Source organism: Scandinavium lactucae (assembly GCF_033843265.1).
Lineage (GTDB): Bacteria > Pseudomonadota > Gammaproteobacteria > Enterobacterales > Enterobacteriaceae > Scandinavium > Scandinavium lactucae.
Genome location: NZ_JAWXRD010000002.1, coordinates 278724 through 303933, shown reverse-complemented (window position 1 = coordinate 303933; position 25210 = coordinate 278724). Strand labels below are relative to the sequence as shown.

At 52.4% G+C, this 25210-nt stretch carries 27 protein-coding genes and 1 other RNA gene; 20 read left to right on the top strand and 8 right to left on the bottom strand.

Translation table 11 applies throughout. The annotated features are described in order from the left end of the window. The first annotated feature begins 227 nt into the window (after nucleotides 1-227). An RNA gene (ffs, locus tag SIK69_RS03395) (signal recognition particle sRNA small type) lies at nucleotides 228-324 on the top strand. A gap of 225 nt (nucleotides 325-549) precedes the next feature. Further along, nucleotides 550-1026 (top strand): hypothetical protein, encoded by a 477-nt coding sequence (locus SIK69_RS03390; protein ID WP_319785410.1) that lies wholly within the window; start codon nucleotides 550-552, stop codon nucleotides 1024-1026. A 611-nt stretch (nucleotides 1027-1637) separates the two neighbouring features. Here the strand turns inward: SIK69_RS03390 and SIK69_RS03385 are convergent. The 3 genes from SIK69_RS03385 to SIK69_RS03375 all read right to left on the bottom strand — a co-directional run bounded on the left by SIK69_RS03385 (nucleotide 1638) and on the right by SIK69_RS03375 (nucleotide 3793). Further along, the gene (locus SIK69_RS03385) at nucleotides 1638-1910 is read right to left on the bottom strand and encodes a hypothetical protein (RefSeq protein WP_319785409.1); all 273 of its coding nucleotides are present in this window, start codon (nucleotides 1908-1910) and stop codon (nucleotides 1638-1640) included. 274 nt (nucleotides 1911-2184) lie between these two features. Next, nucleotides 2185-3321, bottom strand: coding sequence for a PAAR domain-containing protein (locus SIK69_RS03380; protein ID WP_319785408.1), 1137 nt, complete (start codon nucleotides 3319-3321; stop codon nucleotides 2185-2187). A gap of 10 nt (nucleotides 3322-3331) precedes the next feature. Beyond that, nucleotides 3332-3793 (bottom strand): hypothetical protein, encoded by a 462-nt coding sequence (locus SIK69_RS03375; protein WP_319785407.1) that lies wholly within the window; start codon nucleotides 3791-3793, stop codon nucleotides 3332-3334. 438 nt (nucleotides 3794-4231) lie between these two features. On the opposite strand from SIK69_RS03375, the gene SIK69_RS03370 reads away from it, so the two are divergent. The 3 genes from SIK69_RS03370 to SIK69_RS03360 all read left to right on the top strand — a co-directional run bounded on the left by SIK69_RS03370 (nucleotide 4232) and on the right by SIK69_RS03360 (nucleotide 5577). Next, nucleotides 4232-4855 carry a helix-turn-helix domain-containing protein gene (locus SIK69_RS03370; RefSeq protein ID WP_319626725.1) on the top strand — a complete coding sequence of 208 codons (624 nt, stop codon included), beginning with the start codon at nucleotides 4232-4234 and terminating at the stop codon, nucleotides 4853-4855. Nucleotides 4856-5116: 261 nt separating this feature from the next. Further along, nucleotides 5117-5365 carry a hypothetical protein gene (locus tag SIK69_RS03365; protein ID WP_319626726.1) on the top strand — a complete coding sequence of 83 codons (249 nt, stop codon included), beginning with the start codon at nucleotides 5117-5119 and terminating at the stop codon, nucleotides 5363-5365. Then, nucleotides 5362-5577, top strand: coding sequence for a hypothetical protein (locus SIK69_RS03360; RefSeq protein ID WP_319626727.1), 216 nt, complete (start codon nucleotides 5362-5364; stop codon nucleotides 5575-5577). The genes SIK69_RS03365 and SIK69_RS03360 overlap by 4 nt, the downstream gene beginning before the upstream one ends. Nucleotides 5578-5674: 97 nt before the next feature. Here the strand turns inward: SIK69_RS03360 and yczR are convergent, their stop codons facing one another. Beyond that, on the bottom strand, nucleotides 5675-7102 hold the full coding sequence (gene yczR, locus SIK69_RS03355) for a MocR-like transcription factor YczR (protein WP_319785405.1): 1428 nt from the start codon (nucleotides 7100-7102) through the stop codon (nucleotides 5675-5677). An 87-nt stretch (nucleotides 7103-7189) separates the two neighbouring features. On the opposite strand from yczR, the gene yczE reads away from it, so the two are divergent. From yczE to SIK69_RS03340, 3 genes are all read left to right on the top strand, one after another. Beyond that, a complete protein-coding gene (gene yczE, locus SIK69_RS03350) occupies nucleotides 7190-7804 on the top strand; it encodes a membrane protein YczE (RefSeq protein WP_319785403.1) in 615 nt (204 codons plus the stop codon). A 122-nt stretch (nucleotides 7805-7926) separates the two neighbouring features. Continuing rightward, nucleotides 7927-11010, top strand: coding sequence for a beta-galactosidase (locus SIK69_RS03345; protein WP_319785402.1), 3084 nt, complete (start codon nucleotides 7927-7929; stop codon nucleotides 11008-11010). 62 nt (nucleotides 11011-11072) lie between these two features. After that, nucleotides 11073-11426 carry a DUF1428 domain-containing protein gene (locus SIK69_RS03340; protein ID WP_319626731.1) on the top strand — a complete coding sequence of 118 codons (354 nt, stop codon included), beginning with the start codon at nucleotides 11073-11075 and terminating at the stop codon, nucleotides 11424-11426. Nucleotides 11427-11460: 34 nt separating this feature from the next. Here SIK69_RS03340 and pdeB read toward each other — a convergent pair whose 3' ends face one another. Beyond that, on the bottom strand, nucleotides 11461-13029 hold the full coding sequence (pdeB, locus tag SIK69_RS03335; RefSeq protein WP_319785401.1) for a cyclic di-3',5'-guanosine monophosphate phosphodiesterase PdeB: 1569 nt from the start codon (nucleotides 13027-13029) through the stop codon (nucleotides 11461-11463). A gap of 103 nt (nucleotides 13030-13132) precedes the next feature. Here pdeB and SIK69_RS03330 point away from each other — a divergent pair, with 103 nt between their 5' ends. Next, complete coding sequence (locus tag SIK69_RS03330) at nucleotides 13133-13849, top strand: GntR family transcriptional regulator (RefSeq protein ID WP_319785400.1); 717 nt, start codon at nucleotides 13133-13135, stop codon at nucleotides 13847-13849. On the opposite strand, the gene SIK69_RS03325 is transcribed toward SIK69_RS03330, so the two are convergent. Further along, a complete protein-coding gene (locus tag SIK69_RS03325; protein WP_319785399.1) occupies nucleotides 13850-15049 on the bottom strand; it encodes an enolase C-terminal domain-like protein in 1200 nt (399 codons plus the stop codon). It lies immediately after the preceding gene. 278 nt (nucleotides 15050-15327) lie between these two features. Between SIK69_RS03325 and SIK69_RS03320 the strand changes: the two genes are divergently transcribed. The 10 genes from SIK69_RS03320 (at nucleotide 15328) to ykgO (ending at nucleotide 22414) form a co-directional block, all read left to right on the top strand. Next, nucleotides 15328-16695 (top strand): PTS transporter subunit EIIC, encoded by a 1368-nt coding sequence (locus SIK69_RS03320; protein WP_319785398.1) that lies wholly within the window; start codon nucleotides 15328-15330, stop codon nucleotides 16693-16695. A 398-nt stretch (nucleotides 16696-17093) separates the two neighbouring features. Continuing rightward, nucleotides 17094-18074, top strand: coding sequence for a 6-phosphofructokinase (locus SIK69_RS03315; protein ID WP_319785494.1), 981 nt, complete (start codon nucleotides 17094-17096; stop codon nucleotides 18072-18074). Nucleotides 18075-18085: 11 nt separating this feature from the next. Next, on the top strand, nucleotides 18086-18400 hold the full coding sequence (locus SIK69_RS03310) for a PTS sugar transporter subunit IIB (RefSeq protein ID WP_319785397.1): 315 nt from the start codon (nucleotides 18086-18088) through the stop codon (nucleotides 18398-18400). Next, nucleotides 18393-19760 (top strand): PTS sugar transporter subunit IIC, encoded by a 1368-nt coding sequence (locus SIK69_RS03305; protein ID WP_319785396.1) that lies wholly within the window; start codon nucleotides 18393-18395, stop codon nucleotides 19758-19760. The genes SIK69_RS03310 and SIK69_RS03305 overlap by 8 nt, the downstream gene beginning before the upstream one ends. Then, nucleotides 19747-20589, top strand: a complete 843-nt coding sequence (locus SIK69_RS03300) for a class II fructose-bisphosphate aldolase (protein WP_319785395.1) — start codon at nucleotides 19747-19749, stop codon at nucleotides 20587-20589. Before SIK69_RS03305 ends, SIK69_RS03300 begins: the two co-directional genes overlap by 14 nt. Before the next feature lie 68 nt (nucleotides 20590-20657). Continuing rightward, complete coding sequence (locus tag SIK69_RS03295; RefSeq protein WP_319785394.1) at nucleotides 20658-20927, top strand: hypothetical protein; 270 nt, start codon at nucleotides 20658-20660, stop codon at nucleotides 20925-20927. A gap of 9 nt (nucleotides 20928-20936) precedes the next feature. After that, the gene (locus tag SIK69_RS03290; RefSeq protein WP_319785393.1) at nucleotides 20937-21374 is read left to right on the top strand and encodes a PTS sugar transporter subunit IIA; all 438 of its coding nucleotides are present in this window, start codon (nucleotides 20937-20939) and stop codon (nucleotides 21372-21374) included. Next, a complete protein-coding gene (locus SIK69_RS03285; protein ID WP_319785392.1) occupies nucleotides 21371-21928 on the top strand; it encodes a P-loop nucleotide/nucleoside kinase family protein in 558 nt (185 codons plus the stop codon). Before SIK69_RS03290 ends, SIK69_RS03285 begins: the two co-directional genes overlap by 4 nt. Nucleotides 21929-22010: 82 nt before the next feature. After that, nucleotides 22011-22271: a type B 50S ribosomal protein L31 gene (locus SIK69_RS03280; protein WP_319626736.1), complete on the top strand. Its 261-nt coding sequence runs from the start codon at nucleotides 22011-22013 to the stop codon at nucleotides 22269-22271. 2 nt (nucleotides 22272-22273) lie between these two features. Then, on the top strand, nucleotides 22274-22414 hold the full coding sequence (gene ykgO / locus SIK69_RS03275) for a type B 50S ribosomal protein L36 (RefSeq protein ID WP_319626737.1): 141 nt from the start codon (nucleotides 22274-22276) through the stop codon (nucleotides 22412-22414). On the opposite strand, the gene SIK69_RS03270 is transcribed toward ykgO, so the two are convergent. Continuing rightward, nucleotides 22411-23121, bottom strand: a complete 711-nt coding sequence (locus SIK69_RS03270; RefSeq protein ID WP_319626738.1) for a GNAT family N-acetyltransferase — start codon at nucleotides 23119-23121, stop codon at nucleotides 22411-22413. The two genes, ykgO and SIK69_RS03270, sit on opposite strands and share 4 nt — an antisense overlap. Nucleotides 23122-23220: 99 nt before the next feature. Between SIK69_RS03270 and pdxR the strand changes: the two genes are divergently transcribed. Beyond that, the gene (gene pdxR, locus SIK69_RS03265) at nucleotides 23221-24681 is read left to right on the top strand and encodes a MocR-like pyridoxine biosynthesis transcription factor PdxR (protein ID WP_319785391.1); all 1461 of its coding nucleotides are present in this window, start codon (nucleotides 23221-23223) and stop codon (nucleotides 24679-24681) included. Here pdxR and SIK69_RS03260 read toward each other — a convergent pair. Next, a complete protein-coding gene (locus SIK69_RS03260) occupies nucleotides 24650-25120 on the bottom strand; it encodes a YlaC family protein (protein WP_319626740.1) in 471 nt (156 codons plus the stop codon). The genes pdxR and SIK69_RS03260 overlap by 32 nt on opposite strands. Nucleotides 25121-25210: the final 90 nt, after the last annotated feature.

Below are 25210 nucleotides of genomic sequence, written 5' to 3'. Positions count from 1 at the left end.
CTGAAGGTGAAGAAAGACGGTTGTCCGTGGGTATCAAAACAGTCTGGACGCTGCGGCACAATTTGCTGCGAGCAAGTTCGCAATAATAGAAATCGGTGGTGTGGATAGGCATGGGAAAAGTCTGGTCGCACAATAAACCAGCATCCGGACAGCCTTGGGTTGCAATTGCCGGGCAGCGCAGGGATAATGCGCCTGCGCGTTAGAAATAACGCTCTCAATGGGGGCTCTGTTGGTTCTCCCGCAACGCTACTCTGTTCACCAGGTCAGATCCGGAAGGAAGCAGCCAGGGCAGACGACGTGTGTGCCGGGATGTAGCTGGCAGGGCCCCCACCCATTTCTGCTTTCCCTCTGATTTTTATAGCTAAAAATCTCATTTCTTTGCATTGATCCGCTGGTGGTACAACTTTTGTGTATCACTTAGAAGGCTAATCAATGTCACATCTGATGCTTTCCCGTCATGGGATCTGGTACTACCGCAGAGTTTATTCAACACCTCGGAGACGGCGCGAGATTCGCATTTCTCTGCGTATACGTTCAAAGCGTGAAGCTATGAAGAGTGCAGAGCAATACATCACCTCACAGCCTTTCGCCTGTGTTCCACAGGCCATCCCGGCACACTCATCTTCTGCTGCGGCTGCTTCTGACCTGGTGAAAAAGAAGAGGCAATTATTTCCGGATCTCAGGAGAGAACTTGAGAAGTACATCACTGCTAAAAAGGGAGCGGTGGGTGAACGCGAGATTTTGACGATCAACAGGTGCGTGAAGGCGTATCTTGCTGCCACGAAAGAACCGTTTAGTAAGCGTAGTGCTGCTGCGTTTGTCGATAGCTTAGAAGGTTCAGCCTCCACCAGAAATCGCTACATCAAGAAGAACTCAGCATTTTTCAAATGGCTTGCTACACGCACAGATGAAGATATGCGCAACCCGTTTGAAGGGATGAGCGTAAAAAGAAATCACGTCGGCGATGGATCGCCGTCCAGCATATACTCTCAACGATTTGAAACGGTTGCACATATCTTTACATAGCGTAAAGGATTGGTAGCGCTGGGTTATCTTAATCGAGCGCTTCACCGGTATGAGGCAGAATGAAATTTGCCAGCTTTACCAAAATGACGTGATGAAAGTTGACGGTATTTGGTGTTTCCGTATCGATAACTTAAACCCTAACCAGACGATAAAAACGGACAGCTCACGGCGATTTGTACCGATCCATTCTCAACTGTTAGCGCTTGGCCTACTTGATTTCATCAACGACAGGAAAGGGCATTTGTTCCCTGAATTAACCTTGCACTTTGGCAGCGATGGTCATGGTCACTATTTCAGCCGCTGGTTTACGAGGTTCAGGGGTAAGTATGGTTTGCCTGAGTACCATTCGTTGCGGCATTACGCCGCTACAACGTGAGCAGTTTGCCTCTCAAGTGCTCGGACACTCGAGCACAACGATCACGTATAACCGATACGGAAAAGGAGTCGACGTTAAAAGGTTAGTTGAGTTAGTGGAATTCCTTTAAAGAAATGCAGGGCATAACGGTGTATTAATCAACGGGGAGCATGTCACCACTAACGAGGCTTATTGGCTTCTAATGTTTAAAATCAGGAAGAAGGGGGAAAGGCTGGGGCTACCCAGCCTTTGGCGGTCATCTCACTTTCTTGAAGATGAGCAGGACCAAAACAAGGCAAATGGCGCTACCGACAAATGCGGTGATCAAGAGGTTATCCACTGAACGCGATAAGTCATCTATGATCGCTTCACATAAATTGGCTTCCATCTGACCTGTTGAAGGGGGGACGTTGTATTTCCAGGTTAGCCCGAAATCAAGCACTGGGATTGTCAGGGCTATAGAGTAGATGGCGAATACTGAAGCAATGCCTCCCCATCGAAGGATAGTCTTTGCTCTATTCGTCATCATTAGCAGTCCTCCAAATCATCTCACCTTTTTAAAGATCAGTAGGATGAGAGGCACGCAGATCGCAAAGCCAAAAAGGGCGACAGTAAAAACGCCATCAGTGGCTTGCATGATCGAGTCTATAGAAGCTTGGTACTCTTTTAATGGGATTGGGCCAGAAAACCGCATACTTTCACTCTCGGTGAATGCGGAAAAAGAGAAGGTAGATAGCACCAGTGCGATAAAGTAGCATAGCGATACAATGACAATCCCTCCCCATCGGAAAACGGTTTTAGTTCTATTCGCCATCGCCATAAGATCCCCCTAATACACCACCTACAGTGCCGCCGGAATACGGAGACAATGAATCACCAGTGGCTGCACCTTCCGCTGCAACATACTGAACTACCCCGCCGGGAGTTTCCTGGAATGGTTGTAAGTTACCTGAATTAGGGTATTGCTCTTTGAATACTCTGGTCATCTCAACGACAAGCATTGAGGACATGTCTCCACCCTTCGCAATGAGAAATCTTTGCAGCGATACCGGAACGGTGAAATCTTCCTCGGCTTCAATAGGTAGTTGGGTCGTCGTAGAAGTGTAACCGTGCTCAAATACCGTAGAGCCAGCAAACTTAATCCCCGCAACTGAATGTGTGGTGCAGTTGCTGCCAGTAACGTCATACTCATCAATGGTATGGCCTCTCCTCCTTGTTGTCTCTGGCATTTTTGATGTTTGTATAGCTGGCTTACTGCTGTTCCATAGGTCTTCGAAGAACGCTCTTGTCTTCACCGGGTCAGCATCGTCTATGCGGAAAACACGAGCACCCATCTCATAGAGTTCAGAACGATAGTAAACCCTTGCATCTTCATCTTGCAGGAAGTTAAGAACACCATCTCCTGTAAAGCCTCCACGATTGGTTCTGCCATAGCGACCATACGTGTAGAGATAGACATTGTTATTCTCGTGCACCGAAACGAAAGCGTGACCTGCGTTTTTGGTTTCAGTCCAGATGTAAACGCCGTTCAATAACGGGTTATCTTCGGGTTTGCAGGTGTCAGCAAAGCTGTTATGTTTCTTCGCTACTTGCGCGTGCTGCACTGGCTCTACAGGTGCTGTAGCCCAGGAAGGGGTATTCACCTCAACAGTGCCAGGAGCAATCAGAAAATTGGTCCCTTGTGGACATCCACAACGGATCTCTGCGCCATCCACAGCGACAGCGACGCCGTTTGAGTGCCGATGATCACCGGTGACAATAACTCCGACCTTCCCGCATTTCGGGCAGGAGGTAGTCTTATCACCAATGTAAAGTTTCCACTTGCCCATGACAGACATACCCGGACGGGCGGCAATACATTGTGCGCCTGTAGAGGTTTTATCCCCATGAAGGCCAACATTCTTACCGTGAACGGTGCAGCCTCTGTTTACTGATGCCATTGTAGCCGCCTTATTTCAGAAAATTAGCCGGCAACGTTTCCCCGGCCCGGACTGCTCTTCTGACACTCCCTTGCGGGCTACTGATTATTTCGTCGCCGTTGTCGAGTAAGCTACCGATAAGAGCGGCGGATTTGCCGGAAGTATTACCCACACCTGTAGTGATCTTCGCGGTTGTTCCATCAGGGTAGCGAACCTCATCACCAACGATAGAGACATTAACCAACGTACCATTCTCAAGCTCGATCTGCTGCCCGTTGTATTCACTGAAAACAGTTCCGCCGTCGCGGGTTAAGCTACCCTCTGTCGCGATCAGGTAAGCTGCTGTAACTGGATGAGCGAGATTGTATGCGTTTCTTTCATTGATCAGGCTACGCGCTTCTTCGTTCATTTCCGCAAGCTGTTCGGCTGTGAATAGTGACTGGTCAAAGGCTGTCAGCATTTCGGCGGTGAGTTCATTGGTGTACTGTTTCATAAGTCCCTCTACTAGTTATAGAAATAATCATATTGGCGATTTTACAAACAATAACCCTATGTACAACAAGTATTAGACTCAACCTAAGCCGCGTTTCGTAACAAAATACGAGAAGGTTAGCTGTAGTGAAATTTGAGTTAAGTGATGCTTGCTCTTCTATCTCTTCTCCGACCCTTCCTTAAACTCTGGTGGTTTGCGCTTCGCATAAATTACATGTGCTTCATTAATGTCGCCCAAGTATTTAATTCTCAGTCCGCGCTCATCGGATGATTCTTGCATATTGTGCAAAAACAAATCGCTTCCATTCAAAAATAAACTTATGTTTATTTCTTTAGTTACAATAATTTGTCTGAGATGTTATACCATCCTGTTCGCACAATGCCTTTCTTATTTTTTTATTTGGCAGTTTTATTTTTTTAAGTTAAAGAGGAGTGATGTATGGTGATTGGTCCACCAAAACGTCCTGATGAAGCCATTAACATTCTAATCAACGCCCTACAGCCTTTAGGCGAACGAATACATGTCATTGCACGAAAAAGAATAGGGTGGGGGACGCGCGAGAAGCCTTATATCTATCTGGTGATTGAAGGTGAAGTCTCCGTTTTACGACTTTCTGACGGGCTAATGCTTGGCTCAACCCGTGAACCACATGTGCTTGGTTTTACTGAAATGTTTTTCCCTGTCCGCAGCAACCAAATACGAGCGGAAACAGAATGTACGCTGATACGGATAGATGCATCTCGGGTAATTTCAGAAATCGATCGGTTAAACTTATGGCGTGCGGTGGCTGAATTGTCCACTTATCACACTACCTATATGGTGTATCGCGATTTACAGATTGTTAATCAGCGTACCCCGCCAGTTGTCTATCAGTATCTGCAAGAGATGGATCAATTACCGGATGAACAAAAACATCGCATCAATATTCTCAGCTATATTCAGGAGCGTACTGGGTTGTCACGAAGTAGCATTCTCAATGTGGTTGCGTGGTTAAAAAAACATAAATATATCGACTACCAACGGGGAGGGTATCACTTGAAAGTAAATAATCTACCGAACTAACGCCAGTCATGTATTGCGCAACTAACAGGAGTGCGTTGCGCAATAATGTCCCTGTGAACTGTTTGTGCTTATGCGACTCTCAGCCGGCAAAATAAACGGCTGTCATCTGAATGAAATATTTCTGTCACGTAACCGTCATATATTAGGCCGACAATCACTCCGGATAATGTGTTAATACAGGCATAAGAAAAATATATCTGTGGATCGGCCTGTCATCTTCGTGTATTAATTATGTTAATTAAATGAACGGGAAGTGTGACGATGAGCACGGTAGTTCTGAATGTTAAAATTGACGAAACGCTAAAAGAACAATTACGGCATTATGCAGAAGTGCATAACGAGACACTAAGCGCAGCAACGCAACGACTGCTGCAGCTGGCATTTGAAGTCGCATCCGAGGTGGGAGTATCCGAAGGCGAGGTAGACAGTCAGCATACCGAAGAAGAATCATCCCCTCTGACTCCTAAAGAAATCAAGGCATTACGCAAACTTCTTAAGAAGAGAAAATGAAACAACAACTCTCAACGGCAACTAACTATGGCGAAGCCTGTGAAATGCTTCGCTCCGGCTACGTGAAGCATGTCCGCCTGAACTGGAATGTTGGCAGTGATGAGTTCTTTCGCATCGCGTCAGACTGGTGCGACACTGGCGCTAAAATTAAGAAAGATGGCGACAGCTTTATTATATCGGTGAAAGGCTTCCCAATCCCACGCCAGCATTAATATACTCGTCATACTTCATACTGACCCAATCATCTCAGACGGTCAGGGACGAAATATTTAACGAGCCGATACTTCCTATCGGTTCGTCGCTATTTTATTAGATTATTTTCCTTGTACGTAAATTATTCTGCTGACCGTTCAGAGAATTCCAGAGCGGTTGCAGGGTTTTGAACGCTATCCGCAGGGCTTCATCATCCAGGGTAAACGGCAACCGCAGCCAGCGATCGAACGCCCCGGCAAGGCCAAAACGCGTCCCGGTGCCCAAATGAATCCCCACGCTTTCGGCGCGTGCGGCAAACAGCGTCGCCAGCATGTCCGGCAATTCCACCCAAAACGACAGGCCGCCTTCCGGCTGAGCGTAACGCCATTGTGGGAAATATTCGTGCATCAATGCGCTGCACATGTCCCTTCGTGCGGCGAGCATTTGACGCCGTTGTGGCAGAAAACTGTCTCCATTTTCCAGCAACCAGACGGTGGCGAGCTGCTCCAGACACGGCGAACCAAGGTCCAGCGTGTCGCGGGCCTGCACCAGCGAAGCAAGCGTACGCGATGACGCGCGGATCCATCCCAGACGCAGACCGCCCCAAAAACTTTTTCCGGTTGAACCAAGCGTTATCACCGGCGCATCGGCATTGAATGCGGCTAACGGTGGCGGCGGCGGGGCGTTATACCAGAGGTCGACCATCGTTTCGTCAATCACCAACGTGGTACGCGTGCGGGCAGAGAGGTCGGCAATCTGCTGACGCGTCGCGGCATCCATACAGCGCCCGGTCGGGTTATGAAAATCAGGCATCAGATAGGCCAGACGCGGTGCGGTCTGTGCAAAGGTCGCCGCCAGGCCCGCCACATCCCAGCCTTCGACAGGCAACGTCACGCCTACTGGACGGCAAGAGGCACCCTGAATCGCGGCGATCGCCAGCGGATAGGTGGGGCTTTCCACCACCACGCGGTCGCCGGGGCCGGTCAGCAGACGCAGGATAAGTGCCAGCCCGCTTACCGCCCCATTGACCACCATGATTTCGTCGGCGCGGGTCGGTAAACCGCGTGCGCAATAGCGTTGGGCAATTGCTTCGCGCAGTACCGAGAGGCCTTGCTGATCGTAGCCTGAACTGGAGAAGTGCTGCGGCATCGCAGCCAGCGCATGGCTGTAGGCCTGATGGATTTCCGGCCCGGCGTTTAGCGCTGCGGTAGAAAGGTCCAGCGCCTGCCCGGCGGTCATCCGTGTCGGCACCTGCTGATGCTGCACCGGTAAGATCACCCGCGAGCCGCTGCCATGACGGCTCTGCACATAACCTTCATCCCGCAACTGGGCGAGGGCGCTGGCCACCGTGGTCCGGCTGACGTTCAGCGCGGTAGCCAGTTCACGTTCGCCGGGCAGACGACTGTCGAGCGCCAGACGGCCATCAAGGATCAACAGCCGCAGCGCTTCGGCGAGCTGACGCCAAAGTGGGGTGCGGGACGGGCTTTCCTGCCAGTGGCCGAGCAGGCTCACCAGCGATTGACTACCGGAACGACGCAGAGACATAGCAGTCCACTTTTGTAAAACTGGTCATTAATAATAGGTCCATTTTTGACGATGATACGGTTTTCAGCAACCACTGATGAGGTTTTTATGCTGCGCCGTTTACTGCAACTGTACGTCGGACTCTGTTTGTATGGTGTTTCTACCGCGATGTTTGTCCGCGCCAATCTGGGGGCCGATCCGTGGGACGTGTTCCATCTCGGTGTCGGCAAGGTCTTTTCTCTGGATATCGGCACGGTGATGATCATCACCGGCGCGCTGGTGTTACTGCTGTGGATCCCCATCCGCCAACGCCCGGGTCTGGGCACGATTAGTAATGTGATTGTGCTTGGCCTGGCCGCCAACGCCACAATGGCGGTGCTCACGACGCCGGAGTCAGTATGGCTGAAAAGCGGGCTGATGATTGCGGCGGTAGTGCTGAACGCGCTGGCAACCGGAATGTATATCGGCGCGGGCTTTGGGTCTGGGCCACGTGATGGCCTGATGACAGGGATCCACGCCCGCACCGGCTGGTCATTACGGCTGATCCGCACCAGCATTGAACTGACGGTACTGATTATCGGCTATCTGCTGGGCGGCAGCGTGGGGATCGGCACCCTGGTCTACGCCCTGGCGATTGGCCCGCTGATCCAGCTCTGTCTGCCGTGGTTCCGGGTACAACCTGCCTCACGCGCGGTGGTGCAAAAAGCAAAAGCAATAAGTTAGTTTTGCGAGCGTTCACGGAGAAAAGAGAGCCGCTTCGCTTCCTGACCGCGGAGTGCTTTACCGCGCAAACTGAACCGTGCATTCTCTTGAAAAAAGTGAACGCTTCGCAAAGAGGTTTCCCGATGGTATCTGCCCCTTCCACTTTGGCCCTGCAACTGGCACGTCGCGACTGGGAAAACCCCGGCGTGACGCAGTGGCATCGCTTGCCCGCCCATGCCCCAATGTCTAGCTGGCGCAATGAAACCGAGGCGCAGGGTGATGTGCCCTCGGCAGCCCGGCAGCTGCTCAACGGTGAATGGCAGTTCAATTTCTTTAACGCTCCCGAGGCGGTGCCTGACGCGTGGCTGACAGGCGATCTGGTTGATGCCGTCACCATGCCGGTGCCGTCTAACTGGCAGATGCAGGGCTTTGATACCCCGATTTATACCAACGTCACCTATCCCATTCCGGTCACGCCCCCGCAGGTGCCCGCAGAAAACCCAACCGGCTGCTATTCCCGCGAGTTTGAGGTGCCAGAGAGTTGGCTGGCGCAGGGGCAGACACGCATCATCTTTGACGGCGTGAACTCGGCGTTTCATCTGTGGTGCAACGGGCAGTGGGTCGGCTATTCCCAGGACAGCCGTTTGCCCGCGGAATTCGATCTCAGCCCGATGCTGGTGCCCGGGCGCAACCGGCTGGCGGTGCTGGTGCTGCGCTGGTGCGACGGCAGCTATCTTGAAGATCAGGATATGTGGCGCATGAGCGGGATCTTCCGCGATGTGTCGCTGCTGCATAAGCCCCCGACGCGAATCGCTGATTATTACCTGACCACCGATCTGAATGAAGATTTCAGTCGCGGCGTGCTGAACCTGAACGTGACCCTGGAAGGTGACGCCTTTGCCGACACCCAGGTGGTGGCCGTGCTGTGGCGCGATGGCGTGGAAATTGGCCGTCAGCGGCAAACACCGGGTAGTGAGATTGTCGATGAGCGCGGGCAGTGGGCCGAGCGCCTGAGCCTGAAAATCCCGGTTGATGGCCCGTTGCTGTGGAGTGCCGAATGTCCGCACCTGTATCGTCTGACTGTCTCCCTGCTCAATGCCGACGGCGCGCTGCTCGAAACGGAAGCCTGCGACGTGGGCTTCCGCCGGGTGGCGATTGTTGATGGTTTGCTGACGCTCAATGGTAAGCCATTGCTGGTTCGGGGCGTCAACCGCCATGAACACCATCCGCAGACCGGACAGGCGGTAGACGAAGCCACGATGCGCGAAGACATTCTGCTGATGAAGCAGAATAACTTTAACGCCGTGCGCTGTTCGCATTATCCCAATCATCCGCTGTGGTATCGGTTGTGCGACCGCTACGGCTTATATGTGGTGGATGAAGCCAATATCGAAACCCACGGCATGGTGCCGATGAGTCGTCTGGCCGACGATGCGCGCTGGCTTCCGGCGATGAGCGAGCGCGTCACGCGGATGGTCGCCCGCGATCGCAATCATCCTTCAATCATTATCTGGTCGCTGGGCAATGAGTCCGGGCATGGGGCCAATCACGATGCGCTGTATCGCTGGCTGAAAACTACCGATCCGACGCGGCCAGTGCAGTACGAAGGCGGCGGAGCCAACACTGCGGCCACCGACATTATTTGCCCGATGTATGCCAGGGTTGACCAGGATCAGCCGTTCCCGGCGGTGCCGAAATGGTCGCTGAAAAAGTGGATCGGTCTGCCGCAGGAGTCGCGGCCATTGATCCTGTGTGAATATGCCCATGCGATGGGCAACAGCTTTGGCGGATTTGCCAAATACTGGCAGGCGTTCCGTGAATTTCCGCGTTTGCAGGGCGGCTTTGTCTGGGACTGGGTCGATCAGGCATTGTCTAAAACCGACGCTGACGGTAACACCTTTTGGGCCTACGGCGGTGATTTTGGTGACACCCCAAACGACCGCCAGTTCTGTATGAATGGTCTGGTGTTCCCGGATCGCACCCCACATCCGGCGCTGTTTGAAGCCAAGCGCGCGCAACAATTTTTCCAGTTCCGGTTGGATTCGGTGCAACCGCTGCGGGTGGAAATCAGCAGCGAATACCTGTTCCGGCGCAGTGACAACGAGCAACTACGCTGGTGGCTGGCGCACGATGGTGAAACGCTGGCCGAAGGCGAAGTCACGCTGGATCTGGCCCCTCAGGGGAAAACGGTGCTTGAACTGGCCGATTTCACGCCGGACATTAACGTCGGAGACATCTGGCTCAACGTGGAAGTGTGGCAGCCAGAGGCGACGGCCTGGTCGGCGGCGAACCACCTTTGCGCCTGGGATCAGTGGCCGCTGCCAGGGCCGCTGGCGGTCCCTGCGCTATCCGCCGAGGGCGTTGCCCCGCAGTTAGTCCGTAACCCGGAGGCATTTATCGTTAGCCACGGCCAGCAGCGTTGGCAGTTTAACCGTGACAGCGGACACTTGAGCCAGTGGTGGCATGACGAGCAGCCCACATTGCTATCTTCTGTTCTCGATAATTTCACCCGCGCTCCGTTGGATAACGATATCGGCGTCAGCGAAGCCACCCGTATCGATCCGAATGCCTGGGTCGAGCGCTGGAAGGCGGCAGGTCTGTACGCCATGACCGCGAGAATGCTGCACTGCGAAGCGCGTGAGCAGGCCGATGAGGTGGTGATCATCACCCGTCACGTCTGGGAACATCAGCAGAAGGTGCTGTTTATTTCCGACAAACTTTGGCGTATCGACGGTCATGGTGAGCTGCATGCTGACATCGATGTTACCGTCGCAAATGATATCCCTGAGCCTGCGCGCATCGGCCTGAGCTGTCAGTTGGCAGAATCTGCTTCGCAGGTCAGCTGGCAGGGTTTGGGGCCACATGAAAACTATCCGGATCGGCAACTTTCAGCCCGTCATGGGCGCTGGAGTTTACCGCTCGAGGCGCTGCATACGCCGTATATATTCCCCAGTGAAAACGGCCTGCGCTGCGACACGCGTGAACTGCGCTATGGGGCCCACCGCTGGCAGGGCGAGTTCCATTTTAGTCTGAGCCGTTACGGCCAGCAGCAGCTACACGAGGTGAGTCATCAACATTTGCTGCGCGAGGAGCCAGGCTGCTGGCTGAATCTGGATGCATTCCATATGGGCGTTGGGGGGGATGATTCGTGGAGTCCGAGCGTATCGCCGGAATTCCTGTTGCCAACCCGGCGTGTGCGTTATGCGTTCAGCTGGCGTCGCGACTAAACTTATCAACGCCGGACGCGGTCAGAACCGCTGGCCGCGCCGTTCACTTCGGAGGTTATCTCATGAAGTATGTTGATGGTTTTGTCGTTGCCGTGCCTGCGGACAAAAAGGAGGCGTATCTGGCGCTGGCGGCAAAGGCGGCACCGCTGTTTAAGGAGTTTGGTGCAACCCGCGTGGTCGAGTGTTGGACAGACGATGTGCCCGACGGCAAGCTGACCGACTTTCGCATGGCGGTCAAAGCTGAAGACAACGAAGAAGTGGTTTTCAGCTGGATTGAGTATCCATCGAAAGAGGTCCGGGATGCGGCCAACGCGAAGATGATGGCCGATCCACGGATGAAGGAGATGGGTGAAAGTATGCCGTTCGACGGTAAACGGATGATTTACGGCGGCTTCGCGCCGATCCTCGACGAGTAAACGTATACGGCTGTGCGGCGTGCCGCCAGCCGTTTTACGTGGCGTCAGGCTGGTGCAGGTTGTCTTCTGCCCACGCCATAAACTCCGCTTTCGGCAGGGCTTTGCTGAACAGCCAGCCCTGACCAAACTGCACACCGTGCTCGGACAACCAGCGGCGCTGGACCTCGGTTTCAACGCCTTCGGCGACCATCGCCAGCTGCAAACTTTTCGCCATTTCGATGATGTGCGGCGTGACGTTCTTAAACTCCAGGGTATCGACAAACGATTTGTCGATTTTAATGATGTCGACGTCGAGATTTTGCAGATAGCTCAGACTGGAATAGCCGGTCCCGAAGTCATCGATATACAGCGCATAACCTGCCTGACGGAGTTGGCTCAGCGTGCTGGCGCTGTTTTTCAGATCGATAAAGCTACGTTCGGTCAGTTCCAGCGCCACCTGTGACGGCGGAATACCCCATTTGTTCAGCTGCTGAGATAGCTGTAACGGCAGCTTTGCCGAAATCAGATCCTGCGGATCGAGGTTAATCGAGACGTGTTTGTCGGGATGCAGCTTCAGCCAGGGGCCTAAATCCTCAAACACTTTTTCCACAATCAGTCCGGTGAGCCGGGTAATCAGCCCGCTTTGCTCGGCCAGGGGAACGAAAATATCCGGAGACAGAAAGGTGCCATCCGGTTGTCGCCAGCGGGCCAGCGCCTCGGCCCCGACTATTTTCCCACTGCGTAAGGAGACAATTGGCTGGTAGTAAACGTCGAGCGCGCGACTGTTGATGGCGTCCAGCATCCGATGGTACGGCGACTGTAGATTGCGCACCATTTGCAGGATAAGCCCGGCACCGAGCAGACTTATCAGCACCCCGATCGGTAACCAAATCAGCATCTGCTGATGCCATTTGCTGGTCAGCGGGTCTGTGGGGGCCCAGATGATTTGTGATATGCCGATATCCGGGTAATCCCGCAGATTATAAATCATGCCGTTGCGGGCAAATGTGTGGTCGCCGAGCGGGTGCTCCTGCTGCCAGATGCGCATATCGAACGGCGCGCTATTGGAAATGAGGCTGCCGGTGCGGCTGCCAATCAGCACGGTGTTGATGGTCCAGGGAGCAAACGGCACCACATCGATGAAAGAACCCGGATCGACCATCACCATATGATGTGTGCTCGCCAGCGCCACCATGTAGTGATGTATACCCAGATCGTTGATGTCGGTCAGCCAGACGCGATAGCCGTCATCGGTTCGGCGGTCAGTGGGCGGGAATTCAACGTTGCGGCTGTGGCTTTCCAGCGAGGAACATTCCGGTCTTAGACCATTGAGCCACAACACTTCCTGTACGTCACGATGGGTATAGGCCGCCCGACGCATGGTCTGTAGATGGAGCGGACCGCAAGGCGTGCCCTGAAAGGTATCAATTTCTTTTAAGGTGGATTTAGCCTGCGACACCACCTGCTGGGCGCGTAAAATCACGCGTTCGCCGTAGTTACTGAGATCGCGGGTAAACTCTTTTTTGGCCTGATAATGTGCAACCCATACGCTGAGCGTGACCGGCAATAAAACGGAGAGGGTGAGCACGGCGACGACCAGGGCGACCATTTTTTTACTTGTCATGGCCCTGTTTTCCTTCCTGCGCTGAAATCGTTATGTTACGCCAATTATATGCAATGATAAGCTTAACTGTCTTTTTTCTAAGGAATAATCAGGGAAAATCCCGATGAAGAAAAATGAGTTCGTCACTCAGGATCTGCTGAGTAAAATTTATCAGCAGGGTGACGGCGGCCCGCGTAAGCTGCCGCCGGAGAGACAACTGGCGCAAGAGTATGGCGTTTCGCGATTTACCGTGCGCCAGGCGCTGGAGAAACTGGCGAGCATTGGCGTTATCAGAATTGTTCAGGGATCGGGCTGTTGGATTAACGACGGGGCGCGGAATAATCCGCTGGTGTACAACTCGATTACCGAAAAGCGTTTCGATCAGATGCGTTATCGGATGATAAGCCTGCATAAAAAACGCCCGAATCGCGAGGAACAGCAGATATTCGGGCTAACGGATGATGACTTTATCTGGCAGTTTTGTCGTTTGCGCTATGTGGATGACAGTCCGGTGCAAATCGAGGTGTCGCGCATGCCGTCGGCGGCATTCGCAGACCTTAATCAGCAGGTTATCGAACGTTCGTTACAGCAATATGCCCTGCAAAAGGGCTATCAAATTTCCCACATGCTCACCACCTATCGGGCGGTGAACGTCAGCCGGGAACAGGCCGAATTACTGGGCTGCAAAAAAGGCAGCCCGGCGATGCACATCAACAACCGCGGCATTCTGGCGGGCGGTCAGGTATACGCCATTAGCGACATTATCGATATCAACTACACCTGCACCTACGTCATTCCACATAACCGCGACAACCTCGCGTTCCGCCAACAGCCAGGCTGATTACGGCGTATGCAGCGTGCCGTCCGGTAGGCGACTTTGCGTCCATTCATGCGGGCGGTACACCACCGGATGCGAAGCCGCCAGTGCTTCGTTGAAGCCGACGCCAATGCCCGGTTTTTGTGGCGGATAAATGTAGCCTTCTTTTGCCACCGGCGCGCCGGGGAAGACGGCATCGGTGGTCGCGGATCGTGGAATGAATTCCTGAATTGCGGCGTTGTGCAGATGAATATTGAGATGAGTATTCACCGCCACGCCAATCGGCGTCATGTCGCCCGGGCCGTGCCAGGCCAGACGCACGCCAAAGGCCTGGCACAGCACCGCCAGCTTCAGCGCCGGGGTGATGCCGCCAATCTGTGACACATGACAGCGAATGAAATCAATCTGTCGATTGACTACCAGGTCATGCCATTCCGCCGGGTTATTAAACAGTTCGCCGAGCGCCAGTGGAACGCTGCTTTGCTGACGGATCTGCGCCAGCCACGGGGTTTGCTGCGGCGGCAGAATATCTTCAATAAAGTACGGCTGATACGGCTCGAGCTGTTTTGCCAGCTGCACCGCCTGCTGCGGGAACAGACGTTCATGTACATCATGCAGGATGTGGAAGCGATGCCCGTAGCGCTCTCGCAGGGCGCGGAACATTTCCACCGTGTTACGCATGTATTGATCCTGGCAGAACCAGGCACCTGGCGAAGGGTTATCCGGCGCATGGAGCTCGGTTGGCGTGCCGCCGTAGAAGCCAAGCTGGCAGCGAATATGGCGATAGCCTTTTTCAAGTAGCGCATCAACGGCGGTGTACAGCTCGTCCAGCGTATCACCGCTGGCGTGGGTGTAGGCGGCGATTGCGTCCCGGGATTGACCGCCAAACAGCTGATACAGCGGCATGTTCGCCAGCTGCGCTTTAATATCCCACAGCGCCATATCGACCCCGGCTATGGCGTTATTCATCGCCGGGCCGTTTCGCCAGTAGGCGTTGACGTTCATCATCTGCCACAGGTCTTCAATGTTATTGGCATCGCGACCGATCAACAGCGGACGCAGATATTCATCGACCAGGGTTTTCACTGCCAGCGGGCGTTGCTGAAAGGTGGCGCAACCGTGGCCGGTAATGCCTTTGTCGGTGGTCACGCGTACCGCCACTAAATTGTGGCGATCCGGGCGAGTGATGAAGCAGTCAATAGCGGTAATAAGCGTCGGTTCCACGGAAAAAGGCTCCCTGTTGATGACGGAAAAAATAGACGATTGATGATTTATCTTCGCCTTATTTTACGCGTCAGGTAAACCCTTTTCTGGAATAAATATTTTGGTCTGAAATAGCGTGTTTATTGAATTAAAAACCAGACCAATTTTGCGTATTTTAACCTTTGCATGCCTTGTAAGGGAAGAAGTGTGAGGGGGTTCAAATTTTATTGGTTTGTTTTGTATTCACAGCTTCATTACCATCCAGATAGCCAAAACAAGAACATGTCGCAGGAGTCACTATGGGGACGCGAGACGCCATCGCACGCATCATTCAACTGGTCGGTGGGCAAGACAATATCAATAAAGTCTGGCATTGCATGACCCGCTTACGCTTTGATTTAATTGATGATAGCAAAATCGAACAGGGCGAAATTAAAAAGCTGCCCGGCGTACTGGGCGCGCAGCTGCAAAGCGATCAGTTCCAAATCATTATCGGCCCTACGGTCAACGGCTGGTACGAGCAACTGCAGGCTGCCCTCGGTCAACGTGATGAGACAACGGTCACCAGTGGCAAGGGCCGTAAAAGCCTGGTGTCGCTGTTTATGGATACCGTTTCCGGCGTGTTTGGTCCGATTGTCCCGGCGATTGCCGGGGCAGGGATGATCAAAGGTTTGCTGGCCGGATTAATTGCGCTGAAAGTGGTGTCGCCGAAAAGCGATACGGTGATGATCATCGATCTGATCGCCAGCGGCGTGTTCTATTTTCTGCCGTTTTTCCTCGCGGTGTCGGCAGCAAAAATTTTCAAAACCAATGAATACCTCGCGGCGGCGGTGGCGGCCTGCCTGATGTATCCAACCTTAATTGACGCTGCCAAGGCGCTGGCGACCCATCAGCCTGATGCCGCCTCCGCGCTATGGTTAATGAACGCCGTGCCGGTGTCGGTATTTAACTACGCCTCCAGCGTCATTCCGGTGATTTTCTCGGTTCTGGCGCTGAAATACATCCATAAATGGGTCGACAGTATCATGCCGGAGGTGCTGAAAACCGTGTTTACGCCGACCCTGACGCTGTTTATCGGCGCGCTGGCGGCGTTAGTGGTGATTGGCCCGATTGGCATTTGGCTCGGAAAAGGGCTGGCGCTGTTTATCGAAGGGCTGTTCAGCGTATCGGCGAGCTTTGCCGGGCTGGTGGTGGGCGCGATACGTCCGGTGGCGATCCTCACCGGGATGCACCATGCGATGACCCCGATTGCGCTGCAAAACTTTAGCGATCGGGGCTATGACATGCTGATGCCAATGATGTTTATGGCCAACATGGCGATTGCCGGAGCGACGTTTGCTATCTGGCGCCTGAGCAAAGACCGACAGGATCGTACGGTGACGCTGTCAGCGGCGGTTTCTGCGCTACTCGGCATAACCGAACCGGCGTTGTTTGGCGTGCTCACCCGTCATAAGAAAGCGTTTATCGCCGCGACTATCGCCAGTTCGCTGGCCTCTGCCTTCATCGCGTTCTTCGGCGTGCGCCTGTATGGCTATATCTTATCGAGCATCTTCAGTTTGCCCGCTTATATCGGCCCGTACTTTGTCTATGCCCTGTCGGGCGTGGCAATCGCGCTGGTGCTGTCGTTCACCCTGACCACGCTGCTGGTGGGTCGGGAGCGAACGTAAGTAATGACATTTCAGCATTTAAGGGCGACGTAAGTCGCCTTTTTTATATGTTAAAACTGATCCCTCCACGCTAAGTCCCTCTTTTGCTCGCGGTCATTCACACACAGAAAACTGCGCGATAAATCACATTTTTTAAACCTCACATCTATGTATGAACTTCATGCGTAAGGTTTACAGGAATCTAAAGCCTGAATGCGTGTTAATTGCTTGAAATAAAAGTGAATTAATAATATTAGCAACAGGTGATGGAATGTGATGGCATTCACAAAAAATGACCCTAACCAATTGATGTCAATAGCAAGAGCGGACATCTTAATAACAATTTTGTGATGCTCGTTGCAAATTCATGGCTTGTTTAAAGGAAAAATCACTTTCAAGAAATAAGCGAGGTCATGATTATGAGAATCGGCATGGTAATTAGCGGCGGTGATGTGACAGGGATAAATAACTTTGTCTTTCAGATATCAAGATTAGCACGGGCAGAGATCATTTTATTCAATGGGGGGATTCCAGGCCTCTTGCAAAACAAATACCAGGCTATTTCTCTGCGTGATTTAGTGGATTTTTCCATTGCCGCCATTCCCATTATGTCTTCGGGGCGTACCAACCGTAAATTGATGGCCTCGGAATATGAGGTGATTGCGAAACAGCTTAAGACCCTGCATATCGATGTCCTCGTGATGGCGGGCGGCGATGGTTCTCTGCAATTTCTTCATCATCTCAGCGAGTACGGTATTAATTGCTTTGGTGTCGGGATGACCATCGATAATGATGTTTATGGCAGCGATTATACCATTGGTTTTTCTACGGCCTGCGAACAGATTATTAAAGAGGTCACCAAGCTGCGGAATACTGGGCGAGCATTACCGGGGCGAGTCTTTATGGTGGAGCTGCTCGGGGGCTACTGCGGTGAGCTGACATTGCAGTCGGCGATCAAAAGCAACGCCGATTTGGCCTTAATCCCAGAATGTCAGCATACTCTGAACGAACTGGCACAAAAAATCACTGTCCGCCTTGCAGAACAGAATAGTGTGGTGATCCTCTGTTCAGAAGGCTACACCAAAGAGTACTCCCCAGGTTTTCAGGGAGCGATTGATACCATGATTAAGCTGCTTGAACCGAAAATCGGGGTACGTATCCGTAAGTCGATCATCGGTTACAGTCTGCGTAACGGTGACCCTACCTGTGAGGAAATTTATCAGGGCACCATAATGGCCGGAGAGGTCGTGCGTTGTATCCAGTCAGGCATGAGAAATAAAGCGATTATTATTAATTCTAGTAACAAACCGATCCCTATAGATTTAATCAGTATGCAAAAACGCCTCGTCGATACCGAAGGGCATCATTATAAATTAGCTAAACAGCTCGATATTATTTGAGGAGTCTATTAATGCTTAAAATTCTTTGCGTATGTGGCTGTGGGTTAGGTTCCAGTTTCGCCATTGAAATGACAGCGAAAGCGGTGCTTAATAAATTAGAAATTCCAGCAGAAATAGAACACACCACTGTTTCTGAAGCAGGCGCCTTTAAGTCAGATATTATTCTGACACAAAAAACGTTTGCTGACATTTTAACGGCTGACGCGAGTGAAGAAGAAATCAAACGCGTTATTGTGTTGCATCGCTTAACAGATAAGGACGAAATCGAGCGGAAGATCGTCGCCTTTTTAAAAGAACACAATTTAAAGGTACTTGAAAATGAATAGCATCTTTAATTTTATTGTTAAGGACCTGCTGGGACAGGCATCTATTTTGATTGCCTTTATCGCCATGCTGGGTCTATTGCTGCAAAAAAAATCAAAAGGTAAAGTGGCGGAAGGCACGTTTAAAACGCTGCTTGGATTTTTAATCATGATGGCCGGGATCAATATTATCGTCGATACCCTGACGTTTTTAAACGATATCTTTACTCACGGCTTTGGTATGAAAGGATATATCACCGATGTCGCAGCGATTGCAGGGCTGGCAAACCGTGAGCTAGGTTCTGAGGTGGCGATGACACTGATGGTTATCTTCATCGTCAATATCATTATTGCCCGGATTACACCGTTTAAATATATCTTCCTGACGGGACAGGCCCTACTGTGGATGGCCACCATTGGTGCGGTAATTGGTTATAAAGCAGGACTGACTGGACTTCCGCTCATTCTGACCGGCGGCATTTTCGGCGGAATTATGGCGGTGCTGATGCCAGCGCTTGCTCAGCCTGTCGTACGTCGCATTACGGGTTCTGACGATGTGGCACTCGGACACTTTTGCACCATTGGCTACCTGGTGCAGGCGGCTGTCGCGAAGGTGGTCGGAAAGGGGTCCAGATCGACAGAAGATCTGATACTGCCGGATAACTTTAAATTCCTGCAGGACACCTATCTTTCGATGGCTGTGGTGATGATCCCGATGTATCTCATCCCTGCGCTGGCGGCAGGTCCGGAATATATTGCCCAGTACACCAACGGCGTGAACTATCTGATGTTCGCGTTTATGCAGTCGATTCAATTTGTGGCTGGTGTATTTGTACTTTATAGCGGCGTACGCTTGTTGTTAAACGAACTGGTGCCTGCCTTTCGTGGCATTGCGATGCGAATTGTTCCCGATGCTAAACCTGCGCTGGATTGCCCAGTGCTGTTCCCATATGCCCCGAATGCGGTCATCGTCGGCTTCCTGGCTACTACCGCAGGCTCGATCATTGGCATGATTGTCTTCCCGATGTTTGGCCTGGCTATGATTCTTCCCGGCCTGTTAACCAACTTCTTTGCCGGTGGCACGGCAGGCATCTTTGGCAACGCGATGGGCGGCAGGCGTGGCGCGGTTATAGGGGGAGTAGTACACGGCTTATTCATTACTTTCCTGCCAGCAATTCTGGTGCCGATGTTAGAAAGCTATGGCTTTACCGGTGTGACCTTCAGTGATTCTGATGTGATCAGCAGTGGTCTGATTCTGGGGCATGTTTTCCAGAATAACTGGACGTTTGTCGGCGTCTTCATCCTGTTTGTGGCGCTTATCGCCTGGTTCGTGAATGGCAAATCAACCAAACCTCAAGAGGAAAAAGCACATGAGTCTGTATAACTTCCCTGATTTATTGCAGGTGGCAAAAGAGCGTGGATTTAAAGCTGTAGGGTCATTTAATTTACATTGTTTGGAGATGCTGCCAGCATATTTTAAAGCAGCTAAAATAACCCATAGCCCGTTAATGATTCAGATCTCCACCGGCACTGCCGAATATTTAGGTTATCGTTTGCTGGTTGATTCGGTTTGTTCCTTAGCCGAAAGCCAAAATATACCGACCTGCCTACACCTGGATCACTGCTCGGACATTGAATCTATTAAAACGGCAATCGATGTCGGGTTCAGTTCAGTCATGTATGATGGTTCGCATTTAGATATGGCAGATAATATAGCCAATACCCTTAAGGTAATTGACATAGCCCGCCCGAGAAATGTCTCTGTAGAAGCAGAGTTGGGTGCAATTGGCGGTTCGGAAGATGGCAAAGCGGTGGCCGCAGAAGATATTTGTTTTACCACTACTGAAGATGCCAGACAGTTTGTTGATGCGACGAAAGTCGACATGCTGGCGGTGTCGGTCGGGACCGTACACGGTCTTTATACCGGCAAGGCGAAAATTCAGCATCAGCGTCTGGCAGAGATCAGCGAAGTGACTAAAACCCCCCTCGTATTGCATGGTGGAACAGGGGTGAGCGATGAAGATATGCGCCGAGCCGTCGAGGGTGGGATTGACAAAGTGAACGTGGGCACCGAAATGAATGTGCAGTGGGTAGGTCACTGCCAGCAGACGTTTGGTAAAGGTAAAGTCAACGACAGCGTGCGCAAATTTTTAATTCCGGCGAATGATGCCGTGGCGGCGGTATTAATCGAAAAGATCGCATTATTTAAATAAAAATCGACTAAATTTCACTCTTCAATGTAACCCTGGTTGCCTGGCAATCGTCGGGGCAGGAGGTCGCTATGTTTGAAACACTTAAAAGTTTGTTTAAACGAGATCATGTTGATGCCGGGCAATATGATATTCAGGCCGGGAAGTTAGCAGCTGAATTAACAGAGCTTGAACACACATTGGCGGAAAACCCTCTGAATAGCAACGCTCAAAAAGCATTAATGCTGCGCTATAACCAGGCGTTACAAATCTTTGCTAAGAGTACGACTCATCGGCAAGATATAGATGCGGTATTCGTTAAAATCGATGAGCTGAGAAATATCATCCGCAGAACTATTTAAGGAGCCATTATGGCCATTAAGGAGTTATTAATAGAAGCGCAGGCGATACAGATTGGCGTGCGTGAAACCGACTGGCAAAAGGTGATTGAAATAGCGGCCCGGCCGCTGGTGACTAACGGCTTTATACTGCCTTCTTATTACCAGGCTGTGATTGATAATACACTGGAGCATGGTGCCTATTACGTTTTTGATGAAGGCGTAGCCATGCCTCATGCCCGACCAGAATGCGGAGTACTTAAGAATTGCTTCAGTCTGCTGTTACTTGATAAGGCAGTTTCATTTGCTGACAGTCACGAGGCCGATATCGTCATCATGTTTGCCGCCAAAGACAGTAATGCACATATCGAAGAGGGCATACGCGCCATTGTGAATTGGCTTGGCGACGACTCCGTTATGTCGAAACTACGTCAGGCAAAAGTGAAGGAAGAGGTGATCGCACTATTATGAGCCAGACTACGCGAACACAGGGCAAAACGGTGGTACTTGTGAACGGCGTTCCCGCCTCAGGGAAAAGCACTATTGCGCATTTGTTGTCAGAACAATTTGCGCTGCCGGTTCTGACTATCGACGGCATTAAAGAACCGTTTATGGCGCAATTTGACGATATCGACAGGGCGTTCAACCGCCGTTTGGGCTGCGCCGCTTATGAGGTTATCTGGTCGATAGTCGCCGCCAGCCCAAAGCAGTGCGTCTTTCTCATCGATGCCTGGTTTGGCTTCCAGCCTAAGGAATCACTTATCCGTTATCTGGAACATGCAGGCATAAACCGTGTACTGGAAGTCTGGAATAGCATCCCTGGAAATCTGGCTGCGGCGCGTTATGCACAGAGGTTAGAAGTAAGGCGTAATGGCCATCCAGGGGAAGAGTATCTCCCCGAATTACTGCGCCTGGCTGATAGTGCTCAGCCAATGTCTCTGGGGCCTGTGTATATCGTCGATCAGGCAAAACCGATAGATAGTGCAGCGTTGATTAGTTGGATGAGACACGCGTTGGAGGATTAAACCCTGTATTGAGAAGGGTTGATATCCGCAGTTGCATGGCGTATTTTGTTGTTATGTTATACTGTAACAATAAAGGTGAGTCATGAAAGCCGATATCCATCCGCATTATCGTACCGTGGTATTCCACGACACCAGCGCCGACGAATTTTTCAAAGTGGGATCGACCATTAAAACCGACCGGGAAATTGAACTGGAAGGCGAGACTTTCCCGTATGTCACGCTGGATGTGTCGTCTAAATCGCATCCTTACTACACCGGGAAGCAAAAGAACTTCTCGAACGAAGGCAGTATGGCACGATTCCGTCAGCGTTTTGGCGGTTTCATTGACGCGAAACGGAGCTAAAGATGCAGGTTCTGAACTCGCTCAAAAGCGCCAGGCAACGCCACCCAGATTGTCAGATAGTGAAGCGAAAAGGGCGGTTGTACGTCATTTGCAAAACAAACCCCCGCTTTAAAGCCGTGCAGGGGCGTAAGAAAAAACGTTAATTTTTTGGCTGTCGCCAACTTTCCAGGGAAGTCCGCTGCTTGCCGTCGGGGCCGAAGTTCTCGGCGGCAAGCCATTTCTGCATCGCCCGATCGACCTCCGGCCACTCTGAGTCGATAATCGAAAACCAGTCGGTGTCACGGTTGTGGCCTTTAATGACCAGTGCCTGACGAAACTGCCCTTCATACTGAAAGCCCATGCGCAAAGCCGCACGGCGTGACGGCGCATTCAGACTGTTACATTTCCACTCGTATCGACGATAACCGAGCGTGTCGAAGGCGTAGCGCATCAGCAGCCACTGTGCTTCGGTCGACATCGGGGTGCGGCTGAGCAGTGGGGAAAAATGCACATGGCCCACTTCGATCACCCCGTTTTTGCTGTCGATACGCATCAGTGCCAGCGTGCCGACCGGCTGTCCGGTCTGTTTATCGACTACCGCGAAATGGATAGGATCCTGAAGTTCAACAATGCTCTGCACCCATGCACGATATCCTTCCACGTCACGGTCCGGCTCGCGTAACAGCCAGGTCCAGGCGCGGGTATCTTCAGCTAACTGGTAGGCGGCAAACAATGCGTCGGCGTGCTGCATGCCCAATGGTTCAAGGCGGCACAGACGGCCTTCGAGCGTGACGCGCTGCGGATGTTGACGCGGTTGCCAGTCGGGAAGGGCAACGCCAACCGGCTGACCAAACTGATTATGCTGACTCATAGTGACTCCTTAGTGGACGCTTATCCGCAGAATAGCGAACTGATGGTTCCCTAAAAAGAACCACTGCCGTATCTTCTGGTGGTACCACGAGGAGAGATGATGAATATTCCAGATGATGCGTTTTATGGCTTGCTGGCGCGGGCCATCGAGCAGCGGGCAGGCGAGACGCTGCAACGCGCGCTATATCATGCACTGCGAAATGCGATTTTGAGCGGACAACTGCAAGCGCAAAGTCGGTTGCCTGGTTCACGCTCGATGGCGCAGCAGCTGTGCTTGTCACGGAACACCATCAATGCCGCGCTGGAGCAGCTGGCGATCGAAGGTTATCTCATACGGGATCGGCAGGGATCGCAGGTGGCGACGCTGCCCCAGACCGCCACAATAGAAAGCAGCGCGCCTGCCGAATTCTGCTTGCCTGCACATCTGGCGGATTTGCCCCCGGGCACACGGCGTGATACTCCGACTCTGGCGTTTACGCCAGGCACGCCAGCGGTGAACTATTTCCCGCTGCCGTTGTGGCGACGCCTGCTCGACCGCGTGCTGCGTGAAGAGGGGGCCACGTTGTTGGGCTATGGGGATTCGGCGGGGGAAGCGTCCTTGCGGGTGGCCATCGCACGCCACCTGGCGTTGTCGCGTGGGATTGACTGTGATGCCAGTCAGGTGGTGATCACCGAAGGTGCGCGGGAAGGGCTCAACCTCTGTACCCAATTACTCAGCGAAAGAGGGCAGCTGGCCTGGATTGAAGATCCCGGCTATTTCGGGGCGCGGAGTGCGTTTATTTCTGCCGGGTTGCCCTGCCAGGGTTTGCCCGTCGATGATGAAGGCATGATTTCCCCTGCGGCCCCGACGGCCACCCCGCGACTTATTTTTACCTCACCGTCTCACCAGTTTCCGCTCGGCAGCCTGATGAGCGCGCCGCGCCGCCTGGCGCTGCTGGACTACGCTCGCTCGTCTGATGCATGGATAATCGAAGATGATTACGACAGTGAGTTCCGTTACAGCGGGGAGCCGATCCCGGCGATGCTCGGCATGGTGCCCAACGCGCCGGTGGTGTACCTCGGCACCTTCAGCAAGACACTGTTTCCGTCCCTGCGGATAGGCTTTATGGTGATGCCCAAAGCGTTGGCAAAATCGGTCCAGCCCGCCATTCATTCGCTGTTGCGAGGCGGGCATCGTGCCGAGCAGCGCGCGCTGGCACATTTCATCGAGGAGGGACACTACGCCAGACATCTGGCATCGATGCGCCGACTGTATCGCAAGCGACAGACGCAGCTCCGGGCCGCATTAGCACAAGAACTGACCTGTCCGCACAGCGTGTCGGCCGGGGAAGGCGGGATGCATCTGACGGTGAAAATCCCCGGAATAGAGGATGGCATGGTGGCGGCATTAGCCCGTCAGTACCAGTTGGCACCGGGGGCGTTGAGTCATTTTTATCTCAACCCGGCTCAGGGCGAAACCGGGCTGGTTCTGGGGTATGGCAATACGTCGGCATCTGGCTTCGTGGCCGCTATACGCATTTTGAATCGGCTTATTGAGCAGACTCGGCGCGTGCAAGGGTGAAAATGTCGTAGAAAGACAGTTCACCTTTGGTGGCGACCATCTTTTGCAGCTGGCTTTTTTGCGGCTCAGCCACCCGCGGCGATTGCAGAATAGTGTCAATTAATTCATTCGGCACGAAACGGGTGTTGTACCACTCCCCGTTGTAGCAGACGCGAAAATCGAGCACGTCGATATCTTCATAGCGATAGCGTGGGGCGACATCGAAAAAGAAGAAACCGTTCAGTACGATGAACAGCACGATTAACAGCCATTGGGAATCGGCCAGCGTTTCGGAACGGTACATCACCACCCATGTGGCGAGGAAGCCGAGATACATGGCGATAAACAGCCCAGGGAAGCGGCGAATGAAGCTGATACTGAAGCGCGGACGGTTGTCGCGCTTCTCTGCGCTGTTCAGCTCGTTGATGGTATGAGTAAGCAGTCGCTGGATTTCGGTCATCTGCGCCTTCTGTTATGCCTGAATCGGATGATACGCTATTTTATGTTGCGTTAATTCAGGCGAAAAGTAACAGTTCAGTTGCAGAAAACC